This is a genomic window from Gammaproteobacteria bacterium (assembly GCA_016765075.1).
Classification (GTDB): domain Bacteria; phylum Pseudomonadota; class Gammaproteobacteria.
The window spans coordinates 1-15,389 of sequence record JAESQP010000100.1; the positions used below are offsets into that span (position 1 = coordinate 1).

Annotated in this window: 14 protein-coding genes; 13 read left to right on the forward strand and 1 reads right to left on the reverse strand. The window is 43.8% G+C overall.

From position 1 onward, the window contains the following. Positions 1-103 precede the first annotated feature (103 nt). The 6 genes from flgK to rfbD are packed head-to-tail and all read left to right on the forward strand — an operon-like array spanning position 104 to position 6,663. A complete protein-coding gene (gene flgK / locus JKY90_05910; protein MBL4851798.1) occupies positions 104-2,023 on the forward strand; it encodes a flagellar hook-associated protein FlgK in 1,920 nt (639 codons plus the stop codon). Between the two features lie 2 nt (positions 2,024-2,025). Further along, entirely contained in the window at positions 2,026-3,219 is a 1,194-nt protein-coding gene (gene flgL / locus JKY90_05915; GenBank protein ID MBL4851799.1) for a flagellar hook-associated protein FlgL, read from the forward strand. Positions 3,220-3,234: 15 nt separating this feature from the next. Next, positions 3,235-4,338, forward strand: coding sequence for a dTDP-glucose 4,6-dehydratase (gene rfbB, locus JKY90_05920; protein MBL4851800.1), 1,104 nt, complete (start codon positions 3,235-3,237; stop codon positions 4,336-4,338). Next, the gene (rfbA, locus tag JKY90_05925) at positions 4,338-5,210 is read left to right on the forward strand and encodes a glucose-1-phosphate thymidylyltransferase RfbA (protein ID MBL4851801.1); all 873 of its coding nucleotides are present in this window, start codon (positions 4,338-4,340) and stop codon (positions 5,208-5,210) included. Before rfbB ends, rfbA begins: the two co-directional genes overlap by 1 nt. A gap of 13 nt (positions 5,211-5,223) precedes the next feature. Further along, positions 5,224-5,781 (forward strand): dTDP-4-dehydrorhamnose 3,5-epimerase, encoded by a 558-nt coding sequence (rfbC, locus tag JKY90_05930; protein ID MBL4851802.1) that lies wholly within the window; start codon positions 5,224-5,226, stop codon positions 5,779-5,781. A gap of 3 nt (positions 5,782-5,784) precedes the next feature. Next, positions 5,785-6,663, forward strand: a complete 879-nt coding sequence (gene rfbD / locus JKY90_05935; GenBank protein MBL4851803.1) for a dTDP-4-dehydrorhamnose reductase — start codon at positions 5,785-5,787, stop codon at positions 6,661-6,663. A 162-nt stretch (positions 6,664-6,825) separates the two neighbouring features. On the opposite strand, the gene JKY90_05940 is transcribed toward rfbD, so the two are convergent. After that, complete coding sequence (locus tag JKY90_05940) at positions 6,826-7,893, reverse strand: glycosyltransferase (protein ID MBL4851804.1); 1,068 nt, start codon at positions 7,891-7,893, stop codon at positions 6,826-6,828. Between the two features lie 948 nt (positions 7,894-8,841). Between JKY90_05940 and JKY90_05945 the strand changes: the two genes are divergently transcribed. The 7 genes from JKY90_05945 to JKY90_05975 all read left to right on the forward strand — a co-directional run. Beyond that, a complete protein-coding gene (locus JKY90_05945; protein MBL4851805.1) occupies positions 8,842-9,759 on the forward strand; it encodes a flagellin FliC in 918 nt (305 codons plus the stop codon). Positions 9,760-9,839: 80 nt separating this feature from the next. After that, positions 9,840-10,250 carry a flagellar protein FlaG gene (locus JKY90_05950; protein MBL4851806.1) on the forward strand — a complete coding sequence of 137 codons (411 nt, stop codon included), beginning with the start codon at positions 9,840-9,842 and terminating at the stop codon, positions 10,248-10,250. A gap of 261 nt (positions 10,251-10,511) precedes the next feature. Continuing rightward, positions 10,512-11,837 (forward strand): flagellar filament capping protein FliD, encoded by a 1,326-nt coding sequence (gene fliD / locus JKY90_05955; GenBank protein MBL4851807.1) that lies wholly within the window; start codon positions 10,512-10,514, stop codon positions 11,835-11,837. A gap of 98 nt (positions 11,838-11,935) precedes the next feature. After that, positions 11,936-12,373: a flagellar export chaperone FliS gene (fliS, locus tag JKY90_05960; protein MBL4851808.1), complete on the forward strand. Its 438-nt coding sequence runs from the start codon at positions 11,936-11,938 to the stop codon at positions 12,371-12,373. Between the two features lie 23 nt (positions 12,374-12,396). Further along, positions 12,397-12,708: a flagellar protein FliT gene (locus JKY90_05965; protein MBL4851809.1), complete on the forward strand. Its 312-nt coding sequence runs from the start codon at positions 12,397-12,399 to the stop codon at positions 12,706-12,708. 9 nt (positions 12,709-12,717) lie between these two features. Continuing rightward, positions 12,718-13,299 (forward strand): PilZ domain-containing protein, encoded by a 582-nt coding sequence (locus tag JKY90_05970; protein MBL4851810.1) that lies wholly within the window; start codon positions 12,718-12,720, stop codon positions 13,297-13,299. Positions 13,300-13,870: 571 nt separating this feature from the next. After that, on the forward strand, positions 13,871-15,389 hold a 1,519-nt coding region (locus JKY90_05975; GenBank protein MBL4851811.1), incomplete at its 3' end, for a sigma-54-dependent Fis family transcriptional regulator.

Genomic DNA, 15,389 nt, shown 5'->3' on the forward strand with positions numbered 1-15,389 from the left:
ATGCAGATAAAGTAAAGAATATTATTGCTGGCGATACTTATCAGTCATTGCTTGCCAATGCTGGTGCCAGCGCCCAAGAAAATCTTGGGACGAGGCTTAGATAATGGCAGGTCTACTCGATATTGGCACCAGTGCGCTGAATGCAAACAGGCAGGCGCTTGCGACCACAAGCAATAATATCGCTAATGTTAATACAGAAGGCTTTAGCCGTCAGCGTGTTGGTTTTAGTGAACGTCCATCAGATGATGTTGGCTTAATAAGGATTGGCAATGGTGTAACGGTTGATTCGGTTTCGCGGATTTATGATGCGTTTACAGTTAACCAAGTGAGAATTAACAATTCATCATTTTCAAACTTTCAGACGCTCAATGATTTTTCATCCCAATTAGATAATATTCTTGCTGATTCTAATGCTGGTTTATCACCGGCAATATCCGGTTTTTTTGATTCTTTGCAAGAGCTCTCTACTGATCCTAGCTCGACTGCAACACGCCAAGTATTATTGTCAGAGGCAGAGTCATTAGAGTCACGTTTTGAGGCGGTCACAAGTCGATTCGAGACATTAAATAATGCGGTTAATAGTGATATTAGTGCCACGGTTAATGATGCTAATGCTATAGCGCGTGCCATTGCAGAAGTGAATGGTAGAATTTTTGTCATCGAAGGTGGTGGTAGTGGCGTGGCAAATGATTTGCGTGATCAGCGTGATCGTTTGTTATTGCAATTGTCAGAATATAGCAATGTTACTACCGCTCAGCAGTCTGATGGCACATTTAATGTTTATATTGGTAGTGGTCAGTCGCTGGTATCAGGCTCATTGGTGCAATCGTTATCGGTTGTTGGCAATAATTTTGACCCGACTCGTCTTGAAATTGCTTATGTCTCCAATGGTGTTGCTACGCAGGTATCTGACCAGATCACCGGTGGTCGTCTTGGTGGTTTACTTGATTTCAGGGAGGCTACATTAGAGCCTGCGCGTAACACATTAGGTCAGGTTGCGATTGGTATTACCAGTCAAATTAATGATCAACACCAACTTGGTCAAGATTTGAATGGTATAGCAGGCGGACTATTTTTTAACGATCTGGCAGCCTCATCTGCAATAGTATTAGCCAACACAAATAATGCTGGTAGTGGTGTGATAGACACAGCAGTCATTGATGCTAACGTGTTAACCAATAGTGATTATTTACTGAGCAATAATGGTGGTGCGTACAGTATTACTCGGTTATCAGACAACACGGTGACTAGTCTTCCTGCCTTCCCGGGGGTAGATGCGGTTGTTGATGGTCTGACAATTAGTTTGTCGTCTGGTAGCATAAATAGTGGCGATACGTTTTTAATCAAGCCAACTGCTGCAGCATCAAGAGATTTACGTTTGCAGATTGTTGATGTACGCCAAATTGCTGCTGCTGCGCCAATTGTTGCTCAGGCTTTGGCTAATAATATTGGCAATTCAACGGTTAGTTTTGGTACGGTTAATGGGCCATCGCCAGCTAACGCAAATTTGACACAGCCAGTGACGATTACATTTAATAATCCACCGACTACATTTAATGTGACGGGCACGGGCACGGGAAATCCAACGAATGTTGCTTATACCTCAGGTGGTGATATTACTTATAACGGTTTTACCGTGCAAGTCAGCGGTGTGCCTGCTGTGGGTGATGTGTTCACTGTCACGGCAAACACAGGCGGGGTAGGTGATAACCGCAATGCCTTATTACTTGCTGGCATTCAGCAACAACTCGGCCTCAATGGTGGCACCTCTAGCATTGCTAATGTCTATGGTGGTTTGGTTGCCGAGGTGGGCACGCAAACGCGTGAAGCACAATTTAACCGCGAAGCGCAACAGATTTTATTACAGCAAGCGCAAGCAACAAGAGACTCTATATCCGGGGTTAATCTTGATGAAGAGACGGCAGATTTGCTAAAGTTTCAGCAAGCCTTTCAGGCATCGGCGCAAATTATCCGTATTGCTGATGATTTGTTTCAAGTGTTGTTAGGAGTGGTCTCTCGATGACCATTCGTATTTCGACAGGGCAATTTATCCAACAGGGAATAAGTCAGATATTGGCTCAGCAGCAACGCCTAGCTGAGACGCAGGAACAATTGGCAACGGGTCGTCGTGTTGTCAGGCCATCTGATGATCCTGCTGCGGCAACACGTGCATTAACATTGAGAGAATCTATCTCAACACTACAGCAATACGACGACAATATTAATTTGGTCACCAGCCGCCTGCAGATTGAAGAGGCTGCTTTAATCAGTGCGGGAGATTTTTTGCAGCGTGCGCGCGAATTAGCTATACAGGCCAATAATGCGACCCAGACAAATGAAACACGAGCCGGAATAGTAGTCGAACTGCAAGGGATAGTAGAAGGTTTGCTCAGCGCGGCTAACACACGTGATTCGAATAATGAGTACATTTTCGCTGGTTTCAGAACCAGTGCACCACCGTTTGTTACGACTGGCAATGGTTTTAGCTATATCGGTGATCAGGGTGTCAGAGAGGTTCAGATTGGTGCTTCCAGACAAGTCGCTATTGGTGATTCAGGTGCAGCGGTATTTTTTGATATTGCCAATGGCAATGGCACCTTCGCTACCAGCGCCAGCGCAACCAACACAGGCAATGGTGTGATTGATAATGGTAGTGTTACTGATATAAGTAGCTATATAGCTGATACTTATACGGTCACCTTTACAACGGCATCGGCTTACGAAGTGACTAACAGTAGTGGTGCTACCGTAGCAACAGGAACTCAAGCCAATGGGCAGTCCATCGAGTTTCTGGGTATTCAAGCAGTTGTAACAGGTCAGCCTGCAACAGGTGATACCTTTACCTTTGCACCAAGTACGAGCCAAGATGTATTCACGACAATTCAAAACCTCGTTAACAGTTTGAATGCCACGGTGACTGACCCAAGCTCGCAGGCTGATATTAATAACGGTGTCAACGCTGCGCTAGCCAATATTGACCAAGCCTTGGACAATATTTTGCTAACCCGTTCTAGTATTGGCACTCGGCTCAATGCAGTAGACGATCAGACGAATCTTAATGGTATTTTTCAACTTGAAGCACAAACTAGTCTTTCTGGTATTGAAGATATTGATATCGCCGAGGTCATTAGCAGATTCAATCAGCAGTTGGTTTCATTGCAGGCCGCACAGCAAGCCTTTGTCCAGGTTCAGCGTTTATCCCTACTTAACTTCCTATAATCTCCTGCTATTGCTATGATTACGCATAGATATGATGCAGTCAGAGGCAAAAACATTATTAGTCACGGAACATTATTAGTCACGGGTGGAGCAGGTTTTATTGGTTCTGCGTTGGTGCGCCAGATTATCCTAGAGACTTCAGCAACAGTTATCAATATCGATAAACTCACCTATGCCGGTAATTTAGCCTCACTTACCAGTGTCGAGAAAAGTGATCGTTATTATTTTGAGCAGTGCGATATCTGTGACCCTGAAGCAATCTCGAGAGTGTTTACGCACTATCAGCCCGACGCCATTATTCATCTTGCCGCAGAATCTCATGTTGATCGTTCTATCGATGGCCCCGGCAGTTTCATTCATACCAATATCCAGGGTACCTACGTCTTGCTGGATCAGGCATTAACGTATTGGAAAAAACTGGATAATAAAAAACAGTCGGCATTTCGTTTTCATCACATCTCTACCGACGAAGTGTATGGCTCACTGGGTGATGATGGTGCGTTTACTGAAACCACGCCCTATGCGCCGAATTCTCCATATTCGGCAAGCAAGGCCGCCTCCGATCATTTGGCTCGAGCCTGGCATGAGACCTATGGTTTGCCTGTATTATTGAGTAATTGCTCTAATAATTACGGTCCTTATCAGCACCCAGAAAAATTGATTCCTACTATTATTACCAATGCCATCAATGGCAAGCCGATTCCTGTCTACGGCAAGGGTGATAACGTGCGAGACTGGTTATTCGTTGATGATCATGCTCACGCTTTGCGAACCATTTTGGCTAATGGTGTAGTGGGAGAAAAATATAACGTCGGCGGTCATAATGAATTCAGCAATATGCAAGTGGTGAGTCTGGTATGTGACTTGCTCGATGAACTGTTAGCGCAATCGAAACATAAGCCGCATACCTCGCTGATCGAATTTGTAACGGATCGCCCTGGTCATGACAAACGCTATGCTGTCGATGCCAGTAAAATCAAGGCTGAACTAAACTGGATGCCAGCAGAGACATTTGAAACCGGTTTAAGAAGAACGGTGCAATGGTATCTTGATAACCAGCAATGGTGTGCGTCCTGGGGCGATAAAGGTTTTTCCCGTCAACGTTTAGGGCTTGCGTAGTGAAAGGAATTATTCTTGCCGGTGGCAATGGTACACGGCTTTATCCGCTGACACGCGTTATCAGCAAGCAGTTGCTTCCGGTTTACGACAAACCGATGATTTATTATCCACTGTCAGTGTTAATGTTGGCAGGGATCCGTGATATTTTGATTATTTCCTCGCCACGTGATTTGCCTCAGTTTGAAGCTTTGTTGGGCAATGGTAAGAGCTGGGGGCTTAATATCAGTTATGCAGTGCAAGACGAGCCGAAAGGGCTGGCTCAGGCATTTTTGATTGGCGAAGAATTTATTGCTGATGACAATGTTTGCCTCGTTCTGGGTGACAATATATTTTATGCTAATCAATTGTCCACCTTGCTACATAAAGCCGCCAAGAAAGAGAAGGGCGCAACGGTTTTCGGCTATTCAGTACGCAACCCAAGTGATTATGGCGTTTTATCATTTGACGCTGACGGCAGGCCAAACGATATAATTGAAAAGCCAATAAATCCACCATCTAATATTGCGGTGACCGGCTTGTATTTTTATGATAACAAGGTCGTGTCTATTGCAAAAAATGTTAAGCCCTCGCCAAGGGGTGAGCTGGAGATCACAGATGTCACACGTGCTTACCTTGAGGCAGGTGAACTCGATGTGACTTTGTTAGGCCGCGGTGCAGCGTGGTTAGATACGGGAACGCATAGTTCCCTGATGGCCGCGAGTCAATATGTTGAAGTGATTGAGGCAAGACAAGGTTTGAAAATATGCTGCCCTGAAGAAATTGCATGGCGCATGAATTATATTGACGATCAACGCCTTGAGCAAATTGGTAGGACACTGCAAGCCAGTGGTTATGGTAGTTATTTGCTTGGTTTGTTGGAAGAAGCAAGGTGATTAGTTTACTTATATGAAAGTTACACCAACAAAAATACCTGATGTGCTACTCATTGAACCCGCAGTGTTTAAAGATGAACGCGGTTTGTTTATGGAGTTATTTCACGCTTCGCGCTATGCGGAGCATGGCCTTAGCGAGCACTTCGTGCAAGATAATTATTCCATATCTCGACAAGGCACGCTGCGTGGTTTGCATTATCAACTCAAGCATCCTCAGGGTAAGTTGGTGCAAGTCATTGAAGGTGCTGTGTTTGATGTTGCAGTAGATATTCGCCTGGGTTCAGCGACTTACGGCCAGTGGGTAGCCGAAGTGCTGAGTGATGACAATAATAAACAGCTTTATGTGCCACCAGGCTTTGCCCATGGTTTTTGCGTGCTGAGCGAAACCGCTCGGTTTATTTATAAGTGCACCGATGTTTATCAGCCAGAAGATCAACACGGCGTGCTTTGGTCAGATAAAGAGCTTGCTATAGACTGGCCTATCAGTACACCTGTCTTGTCGGATAAAGACAAACAGTTTGCAGCGCTGGCGAATATCGACAAAAACTACTTACCTGTCTATATTGCCTAAGTTATGAAAATACTGGTTACAGGTGCCAACGGTCAGGTCGGGCGGGAATTAGTAATCGCTGCGCAGCAGCAGGCGATTTCCTGTGTCGCTTATGACCGCTCTCAGCTTGATATTAGCAATGCTAATACAGTTAGTAGCGTCATCAATAGACAAAATATTGATCTTGTTATCAATGCCGCTGCTTATACTGCAGTAGATGCGGCAGAAACAAACAGTGATGCTGCCTTTAGCGTCAACCGAGACGGTGTTAAAAACCTCGCGTTGGCCTGTGACCAGCGAGATATCCCGCTTCTTCACATTTCTACTGACTTCATTTTTGGTGGTAATCAGTCTGGAGCCTATAGCGAAGAAGATATCGCAGCGCCTATGAATGTTTACGGAAAAAGTAAGCTCGCTGGCGAAAAAATTTTGGCTAGTACCTTAGAAAAACACATTATTTTAAGAACATCATGGGTGTATAGTGAGCATGGAGCTAATTTTGTAAAAACCATGTTGCGGTTAATGCGCGAACGCGACCAACTGCAAGTTGTTAATGACCAGTGGGGCTGTCCTACCTCAGCACGATCAATTGCCCAAGCATTGCTTGTTATTGCCAGGTTGGTATTAGAAAAAAAGGTACCCGATTGGGGTATTTATCATTTCAGCGCCAAGGGCAGAACCAACTGGTGTGCGTTTGCACAAGAGATTCTGCTGCAGGCGCGACAATATGAGCCGCTAGAGGTGGTAATAGAAGGGATTAGCAGTGAGAATTGGGTAAGCGCGGCAACGCGGCCTAAAAACTCTGAATTTTCTACCGAGAAAATAGCGACGACCTTCGGTATCGAAATTGAGTTTTGGCAGAAGCAACTGTCGCCTGTTATTGAGTATCTTTGCCAACGTTAGTACTTACTTGCTCTGGCTTCCCCTACTATGCGACTTTCTAAAATTCTGGTTCTTCAGGAGAATTAGTGGGTAAGTTGAGTATACGTATAGCGAATTAATAGCGACAGCGATAGCATCGCTGGGATTTTCCGGGGGGATTACAACCTAGTTTAAAATATTTATTCAACCGTTAGTTTGAATTGATAATATCTCAGATAATTTTTTAGTTATTACGTCAAAAGAGAATTTGAGTCTAAATTTTTCAAAGACTGCGTCGCCGAAATTAAAGAAATCCACTGGTCTTGTTTCTATTTGTTGAATCACCTCTGAAAGTTCTCTACCCATATTACCAAGTAAAATTCCGGACTTTTTGTGCTCAATATATTCTTCAACCGCATTAGTTCTACTTGATATTATGATCTTTCGATGGATCATATAACGAAGGAGAACGCTTTGCCCTGAGGCGCCAGTGTCATGTTTCAATGGTAAAATACAAGCTTTGGCATGCAAAACAAGATCATCGAAATGATCAGAGCTGATATCTTTAAGGATCTGAATGTTTTTTTCAACTTTGACGTTGTCGATATCTTGATTTAATGTAGAACATGCGATTATTAGTTTATAGGGCAGTTTATTAAATACTTCAATTAATGGAGGGTAATCCCGATTACTGTACCCGCCAGCGAAATAATAAATTTCTGTTTTGTTTTTACTTGTGCTTTTTGATGTGGTATTTAATTTCTGTTCCGAAATCTTGTTATCCCAATCGCCATAAGGCAAATATGCAGTATTCTCAAGTTTAATAGAGAGTTCTTTATGGTAGAAATGCTGTTCAAACTCTGAAAATAGAATGTAATAATCTTTGTTCGTATCAAATTTTACGAACAGGCGGAACCATGCAAGCCATTTTGGAGAGTGAATGAAAAAAGCAAGCCAATAAAGTCGTTTGTATCTTATAAGGCGTAATTTGGCTAAGATTTTTAGAGGTATGGCGACATAGCCTATAGCGACAATTGTATCGACTGAGCGATACTTGGCAAGGTTCCTTAAAATGTTTATAGTGTCCGAAACAAGGTCTATGGCCAGCGACTTTTTAGACTTAATGCTATTACTATTTTCAACAGTAGAAAGGTCTTGAAAGCCAAGGTCATCTATTAAAAAATCACAGATTTTTGAATAACTGTTATCAGAGTGACGTACAATCAAGTGGTTGTTGGTTGTTTTTTGAGCCATTTTTTTACCTGTAGACACTGCACATACTCCCCGTCAACAACGAGTCCTGAAAAAGTCATTACAGGCACATTATATGCCAAGCACATTATATGTACTAGACTCAATGCATGGTGAAACATGATGAGTCATTCTGTGTTGTGTATATAGCCTTAAGGCATGCTGAGCCAATAAAACCGTCGTTCTTTTTTGGGGCTAACAAATTCAGCTCTTCAGGGAAATTAGCGGGGAAGTTGAGTATAAGTGTAGAGAGTTAATAGCGATAGTATTTCTGGGATTTGTAGGGTAGAGCATCCTGCTCCAACTCTAATAAGATGGAAGTACAAACTTACCATACAAATTAGAGCAAAAGGAACGGGGGTACAGATGCAAGACTATTCTCAGTCGTGTGTAGAAATTCAAATCATTTATTTATGGAGCTGTTCGTTGAGTTGAAGGCGCTTCGATGCTAATACTTGAGGTTGAGATACAGTCACGCTTGAACAACCGCCCCGTGTGTAGTGGTTACGGGCACAAATCTCCAGTGGGATCGTGGAGGATTCTAATACCAAAGCAAAACTGACCACCAGAAAAGCGTATGGGTTCCTGGCCTACTATGCCGCTGAAATAGCTTTGTATCATGCGCTTGGGGCTTTACCTGTACAGGGAACTACCCACGAATTTTTCTGATGAGATAAAATTCTCTCTATTTATCTACCTTTATCTCTTGGCGCTTCTATAAGCCGCTATTAATACATATCTTGCTTTTTTTCGGAAATCTCACTCTGTTTTAGGGGGTAAAGATAAACTTTTGGCTCAATGCCTCATTTTTGTCAAAAGCGGCAAACTTTTTCCTAAAGCTTTGGCCATTTCTTGCCGATAGCACACTCGGAAGCGGTAAATATGGATTAGTTTATATCCGCTAAAATTTTAGGCATGGAGAGTGTGATGCTACTGTTGTGACAGTGGATGGCACGAAGGAGAAATATTATGGCTTTAGTAGTCAATACCAACATTGCATCATTGAACGCGCAGCGTAACTTGTTCAGTTCACAAAATGATTTAAATACCTCATTGCAGAGATTGTCTACCGGTCTGCGTATTAACAGCGCACGAGATGATGCCTCTGGTCTGTTTAGTTCTGAGCAGCTAACGGCCGATATTCGCGGTCTTAATCAGGCTACCCGAAATGCGCAAGACGGTATTTCATTAAGCCAGGTGGCTGAAGGTTCTCTGGGTGAAGTTGCCAATAACCTGCAGCGTATTCGTGAACTCGCAGTACAGTCTGCCAACGTCACGGTGCAGGATCGTAGTGGTATCCAGGCAGAGGTAGATCAGCTGACCCAGGAAATTTCACGTATTATAACGACCTCAAGTTTTAACGGCACTCAGTTGTTGGATAATGCCACTGCCCTGGTTTTTCAGGTGGGTCAAGATGGTATTGCATCTAACCAAGTTTCACTGACAACGACTAACTTGGCGGCGGGAGCGGGGACGCCGGCTGTGCCAGAGGTGCTGAATCCTGATGGTACTGTTTTGACTCCTGCTGTGCCAGCGGTGCCTGGGGGTCTGTCAGCATTTAATGCGACCTTGAGTGCAATCGGCACTGTTGATGTATCAAGTGCGGCAGCTGCAATCACTGCGTTGGGAACGTTAGACGCGGATATTAATACCGTATCCACAACCCGAGCAACTTTTGGTGCAATTCAAAACCGGTTTGATGCGGTTATTTCCAACCTGCAAAATACCTCAGAAAATTTGAGTGCTGCGCGTAGCCGTATTGTTGATGCAGACTTTGCTGCAGAAACAGCGAACCTGACACGTGCACAGATTATTCAGCAGGCGGGTGTCTCAGTACTATCACAGGCAAACCAATTACCACAATTAGCATTGTCGTTATTGAACTAGTTAGTAACAGAGTAGCGAAGATAACCTTGAGGTGGTTGCACTTCAAGGTTGTTGTTCAATATTAATTGAGGTAATAGCTCATGGTGAATAAAATTACTACGGTAAATACTGTGGTGAATCGCCAGATCGCAGCTACTACGAATTCGGCTCGGCCAGAGGTGAGGCTATTATTCAGCCAGGTGTCATCCGACCAAGTTTCAGGGAAAGCGGGCTCAGTAGTTCGAAATAATAGCGAAGATCAGGTTAAGCGGACTCAACCAGATCAAGCAATGGTGCATCAAGCCGTACAGAATATTAGTGATTACGTGCAGAGCGTCCAGAGGACGATTGAGTTTTCTGTGGATGAGAATAGTGGTCATACAGTAATTAATGTTATCAATCCACAGACAGCAGAAATTATTCGACAGATAGCGCCAGAAAAGGCAGTAAATGCTCTGCAAAACTTGCAACGATTAGAAGGGTTAGTGTTGTTATCTAAAGCTCGAGGCTAACAATACTAAACTTGATAGTCCGTTTAATTTTAGGCCATTTAGCTCGCCAAGAATTAATAGAGGTGCCCTATACAGATGTTGTGTTTTTTGCCGATATATTGTTTGGTGGGTTAATTGGCACGAATTTGGTGATAATGTAACTATGCTCATTGTGCTTCTTTGGTGTTAACAAGGCCAAAGCCTCATCCCGTAATATTATAGGTTTTGGACTGTTTCTTGCTTCTCAGATAGTATTGAGCGCAGTCATTTAAGGATGGCAATATGGGTACAATCACCGCACCAGGTATTGGTTCGGGCTTAGATATCGCTGGTATCGTTAGCGCGTTGGTTGCGGTAGAACGCCAGCCGTTAAATCGTATTGAATCTAATAGGGCAGCAGCGCAAACGGAATTATCTGCATTTGGTCGGCTTAACAGTGCCTTAGAAACTTTTGAAACAGCATTAGGCAATCTTGATTCTTTCTCCAGTTTTCGCATTTTTGAAACCACGACGTCCGATGAGTTAATTGCCACGGCAACAGCAAGTAGTGATGCTGCCGAAGGCGAAACCGATGTCGTCATTACCCAGTTAGCCCAACGCCAGGTTCTTTCCTCAGGAGCATTTGCTGACACGACAACTGTTGTCGGCACGGGAACATTGACTATTACTGTTGGCAGCGACTCATTTGATTTAACGATTGATAGCAGCAATAACACACTGGCTGGTATTCGTGATGCGATTAATAACGCTAGCGATAATACGGGCATAACAGCGACGGTAATTAATGCTGACGACGGTAGCTATTTAATATTCAGCTCAGACGATGAAGGTTTAGCCAACGCTTTAACTTTAACAGGTGGTGGCACCTTGTCAGCATTAAGTAGTGGAAACTTGACGGTGCAAGAGCCTCCGCTTGATGCACAATTTACGGTATCTGGCTTTGTAGTTACCAGCAGTTCAAATACAGTCAGTAATGTTTTACAAGGCGTCACCTTTGAGCTTGGCGCAATTGGTAGTACCACTATTACCGTAGGTCGCGATAATGCGGCAGTGCAAGAGTCGGTACAGCAATTTGTCGATAGTTTTAACGCGCTCGATACAACGATAAATGAATTGCGTGCCGGCGACCTTGAGGGCGAATCGTTGTTGTTGACTATTTCTAGTGATTTAAGAAATATATTTAATACGGCAACAACGGGTTTAAGCAGCACATTTTCATCTCTTGCTGAAATAGGTGTTGCCTTTAATGAGCTTGGCGGATTGACACTGGACGCCGATGATTTGACGACTGCACTCAATACCGATTTTCGTGGTGTTTCTAATCTATTTGCAGATCCTACTCAAGGTTATGTTACACGCTTGCAGGCTCTTGCTGATGCGCTTACTCAAAGTGGCGGTCTTATCGACACGCGTGAAGAGGGCGTTAACACGCGTATTGGCAGTTTTGATACCCGTATAGATCAATTCGAGCTGCGTTTAGAGAGTATAGAGCAACGTTTGGTTAGGCAGTTTGCTGCACTGGATACACTGTTAAGTACTTTGAATAATACCAGTAATTTTTTGACTACTCAGTTAGCTAATTTGCCGACAATACAGCCAAGAAATTAGCGAGCAATACTAGTGAAAGCGGGTCGTTATTGACTTGTTTTACTATAGAATCGAATTAGATTGCTATCAGCACAGAGTTTATTTACAAGGAGTGAAAAATGTCATTGAATACTCAAGGGGCTATTCAAAACTATAGCAAGGTTGCTAATGAAAGTGGTGTAATCAACGCGACGCCTCACCGCATTATTCAGATGCTAATGGCGGGTGCTTTAGATCGCATATCAGCGGCAAAGGGGATGATTGGACGCGATGATATTGTTGGTAAAGGAAAGAAAATGGCTGACGCGATTTCTATTATTAATGGTTTGCGCGGCAGTTTAGATCATAAAGTAGGCGGTGAAGTTGCGGAAAATCTGGATGCATTATATGACTATATGAGCCGTCAGTTGATGCATGCCAGCGTGAATAATGATGTAGATACCTTAGATGAGGTTGCTAGATTACTCAACACCATTAAAAATGGTTGGGATAATATACCAGACCCAGCAGCGGAAAATTTAGGTTCCGCATCAAAATCAATTGGCGTTTCTGCCTAACTATTACTTAGAAATCTAATATTATGTCTTATAGCCAGACCTTATGGTCGAAAGTCATGACAATGAGCCAGAAAATGCTTGATCATTCTCAGCAAGATAATTGGCCTGAAGTCACTGAAATTGAGTTACAAAGACAGCTTTTGATCAAACAATATTTCGATGGCTCTATACCGTTATCGGCTACTACAATAGTAAGAGATAACATTAAATGGTTGATGAAGCTTGACCAAGAAATTAATTGTCTTTGTGAAAAAAAACGCAGCCTTATTGCTGCTGATATTAATGAGCATCGCCATTCACGTAAAGCGTGTCAAAGTTATCAGCAATGTGGCTGAATATTATTTATGAAAAACCCCTTAAATAGCGGCGACCATCTTGGTCAGCATCTTGCTTTTGAAGATAATTTACCGCTAAATTGCCAGGTAGTAGAGGCATTGCCTCTAGGCAATGAATATTTAGCGTTTCAGATAAGCAATGAAGAAACACTTCATGCCATTATGATGGTTGAAGATGCGTCTAAAGAAAACTCTGATGAGGGCAGTACAGATACTCAAGATATTCTTCGCCTAGAATATAAAATTAATATTATGTTTGAGTTGCTTACTGGTTTGTATCAACGAGAAGCACAGTTGCCGCCATCCGTCGATGTTATACTACGTTCTAATGCAATACAGTGGTGTAGTACCGAACCTATGGAAATAGGTAACCATGTTTTGGTTGATTTATACATAAGTTCTAAATATCCGAAACCATTAGTGCTGGCTGGAACGGTAACGGCGATAGGTGATGAGTTATGCCCACTATTGACCGTGACATTTGATGATGCTGTCAGTGAGCGCAGTCGTGACTGGATTGATAAATTTATATTTCGCCATCATCGTCGAGCAGTGGCACTGGCTCGTCGGCAATCACGTAATGCAAGTTAGTGGGGCTTCTCAATCAATAAGGCCGCCCTGCTGAGTCTGTTTTTTGCCCAGCACCAACAGTAGGCGCTTAGGTGAGGCAGAACGAGCGCAGTGTACCCTAGGGCACCTAGTCCCAGACACATTAGAGGCATCCCTAAGATGCATCACACCACGTCATTCCCGCATGTTTTTGGCGGGAATCCATTCTTTGACATGACCGGAAGGAATGAATACTTAATGAACCCAGAGGGTTCTAAGTACAGACAATAGATTCCCGCCAAAAACATGCGGGAATGACGGAGTGGGTTCTCTCGTTGCCACCGTCCCGCGTGTCAAGCACAGCCTGCCCCGTGCTTGACACGGGGGCAGGCTCTCGGTGGGAATACATTCGCTGTTCACTATTTCAAACTGGTATACGCTGTCTATGGTAAGCAGACAAAGTGATATTGTCAGGTTCAGCATTCCTGCCATATTAAGGTATTAGACGTCAGAATTTTGACATTCGTTGATTTCAGTGGTTAACTACTGGCTCCGGGTTAGAAAAATATTGCAACCTGGTCATTAGAACGCTGAAATTGAGGGGTATTGAGGGGTGTCTTTATCCAGTGTGCTTGTTGTTGAGCCTGATAGTGCTCGCCAACAAACCATTAAGCAAACGCTTGAATTTGTTGGTTGTGAATCCGTTACAGCTTGTGATGGAAATGATTGGTTATCGCCATTCAACACTGCCTCAGCGCGAGTCATTTTATTAGGCCCCTCTATTTCCGATCATAGTAGCTTTCTCGACGCTGTTAATAACGCTGCCAAGGGAGTGCCGGTTATTGTTCTTGCCGATGTCGGCGGTGAGCGTAGTCCTAGTCCTGAAGTGATGCGTCGTGTTTTAACGGTCGTTAGCTTCCCTTTGAAATTTGCCCAGCTTAACGAGGCCTTATTGCAGGCTGAATTATTCCTTGAAAGCAAGCAAAAAGCCGCGGGCGCGGGCAAAAGAACGCCAGAGTTGTTTCGCAGTTTAGTGGGTAATAGCCGCACAGTACGTTTGATCCGGGATCAAATTGACCAAGTTGCTAAGACTGATGCCAATGTACTGATTTTAGGTGAATCAGGCACCGGTAAAGAAGTCGTCGCACGTAATCTTCACTATCAATCTACGCGTCGTGACGAACCCTTCGTGCCAATAAACTGTGGTGCAATTCCAGCGGAATTATTGGAGAGCGAGCTTTTTGGCCATGAGAAGGGGGCGTTTACAGGCGCTATTAATACACGCCGAGGTCGCTTTGAGGTAGCCGAAGGTGGCACCTTGTTTCTCGACGAAATTGGCGATATGAGTATGCATATGCAGGTGAAATTGCTGCGTGTATTACAAGAGCGTACCTTTGAGCGCGTCGGCAGCAACAAAACTATGATCGCTGACGTGCGTATTATTGCGGCGACACACCGCGATCTTGACAAGGCCATTACTGATGGTAGCTTTCGTGAGGACTTGTATTATCGGCTTAACGTGTTTCCTATCGAAATGTCGCCATTACGTGAGCGTAAAGATGATATTTCGTTACTAATAAATGAAATTATTACACGCTTGGAGCATGAAAAACGTGGTTCAGTACGACTAACGCCTGCGGCAGTCATGGCGCTCACTGAATACCAATGGCCTGGCAATGTCCGCGAACTAGCAAATCTCGTTGAGCGTATGGTGATTATGTATCCTTTTGGTGTTGTCGATACCGCCGACTTACCTGAAAAATTCCGTATTCATGTTGCTGAGATTTCACCACCCGTTGCTGTTAGCTCTAGCGAACCTGACACCATTACGATTGACGATAATGAAATGCCGCGCCTACCGCGCAATGGTATCGATCTTAAAACCCACCTTAATATGATGGAGCGTCATTTTATCTTGCAGGCGCTAGAAGATAGTGATGGTGTTGTCGCTCACGCGGCTAACCGACTTAAATTACGGCGCACGACCTTGGTTGAAAAATTACGTAAATATGGTCTTCAACGTGTTGAAGAAACCTCTCACCCCACTCTCACCCATACCCTCTCCCTCAACTCTCTCACTCAACTCTCTCACCCACTCTCTCACCCACTCTCTCACCCACTCTCTCTCACCC

Bases quoted from the DNA above. Each gene is read 5' to 3' on its own strand.
- flgK (MBL4851798.1), top strand. From the start codon at position 104: ATGGCAGGTCTACTCGATATTGGCACCAGTGCGCTGAATGCAAACAGG.
- rfbB (MBL4851800.1), top strand. From the start codon at position 3,235: ATGATTACGCATAGATATGATGCAGTCAGAGGCAAAAACATTATTAGT.
- rfbC (MBL4851802.1), top strand. From the start codon at position 5,224: ATGAAAGTTACACCAACAAAAATACCTGATGTGCTACTCATTGAACCC.
- rfbD (MBL4851803.1), top strand. From the start codon at position 5,785: ATGAAAATACTGGTTACAGGTGCCAACGGTCAGGTCGGGCGGGAATTA.
- JKY90_05945 (MBL4851805.1), top strand. From the start codon at position 8,842: ATGGCTTTAGTAGTCAATACCAACATTGCATCATTGAACGCGCAGCGT.
- JKY90_05950 (MBL4851806.1), top strand. From the start codon at position 9,840: ATGGTGAATAAAATTACTACGGTAAATACTGTGGTGAATCGCCAGATC.
- fliD (MBL4851807.1), top strand. From the start codon at position 10,512: ATGGGTACAATCACCGCACCAGGTATTGGTTCGGGCTTAGATATCGCT.
- fliS (MBL4851808.1), top strand. From the start codon at position 11,936: ATGTCATTGAATACTCAAGGGGCTATTCAAAACTATAGCAAGGTTGCT.
- JKY90_05965 (MBL4851809.1), top strand. From the start codon at position 12,397: ATGTCTTATAGCCAGACCTTATGGTCGAAAGTCATGACAATGAGCCAG.
- JKY90_05970 (MBL4851810.1), top strand. From the start codon at position 12,718: ATGAAAAACCCCTTAAATAGCGGCGACCATCTTGGTCAGCATCTTGCT.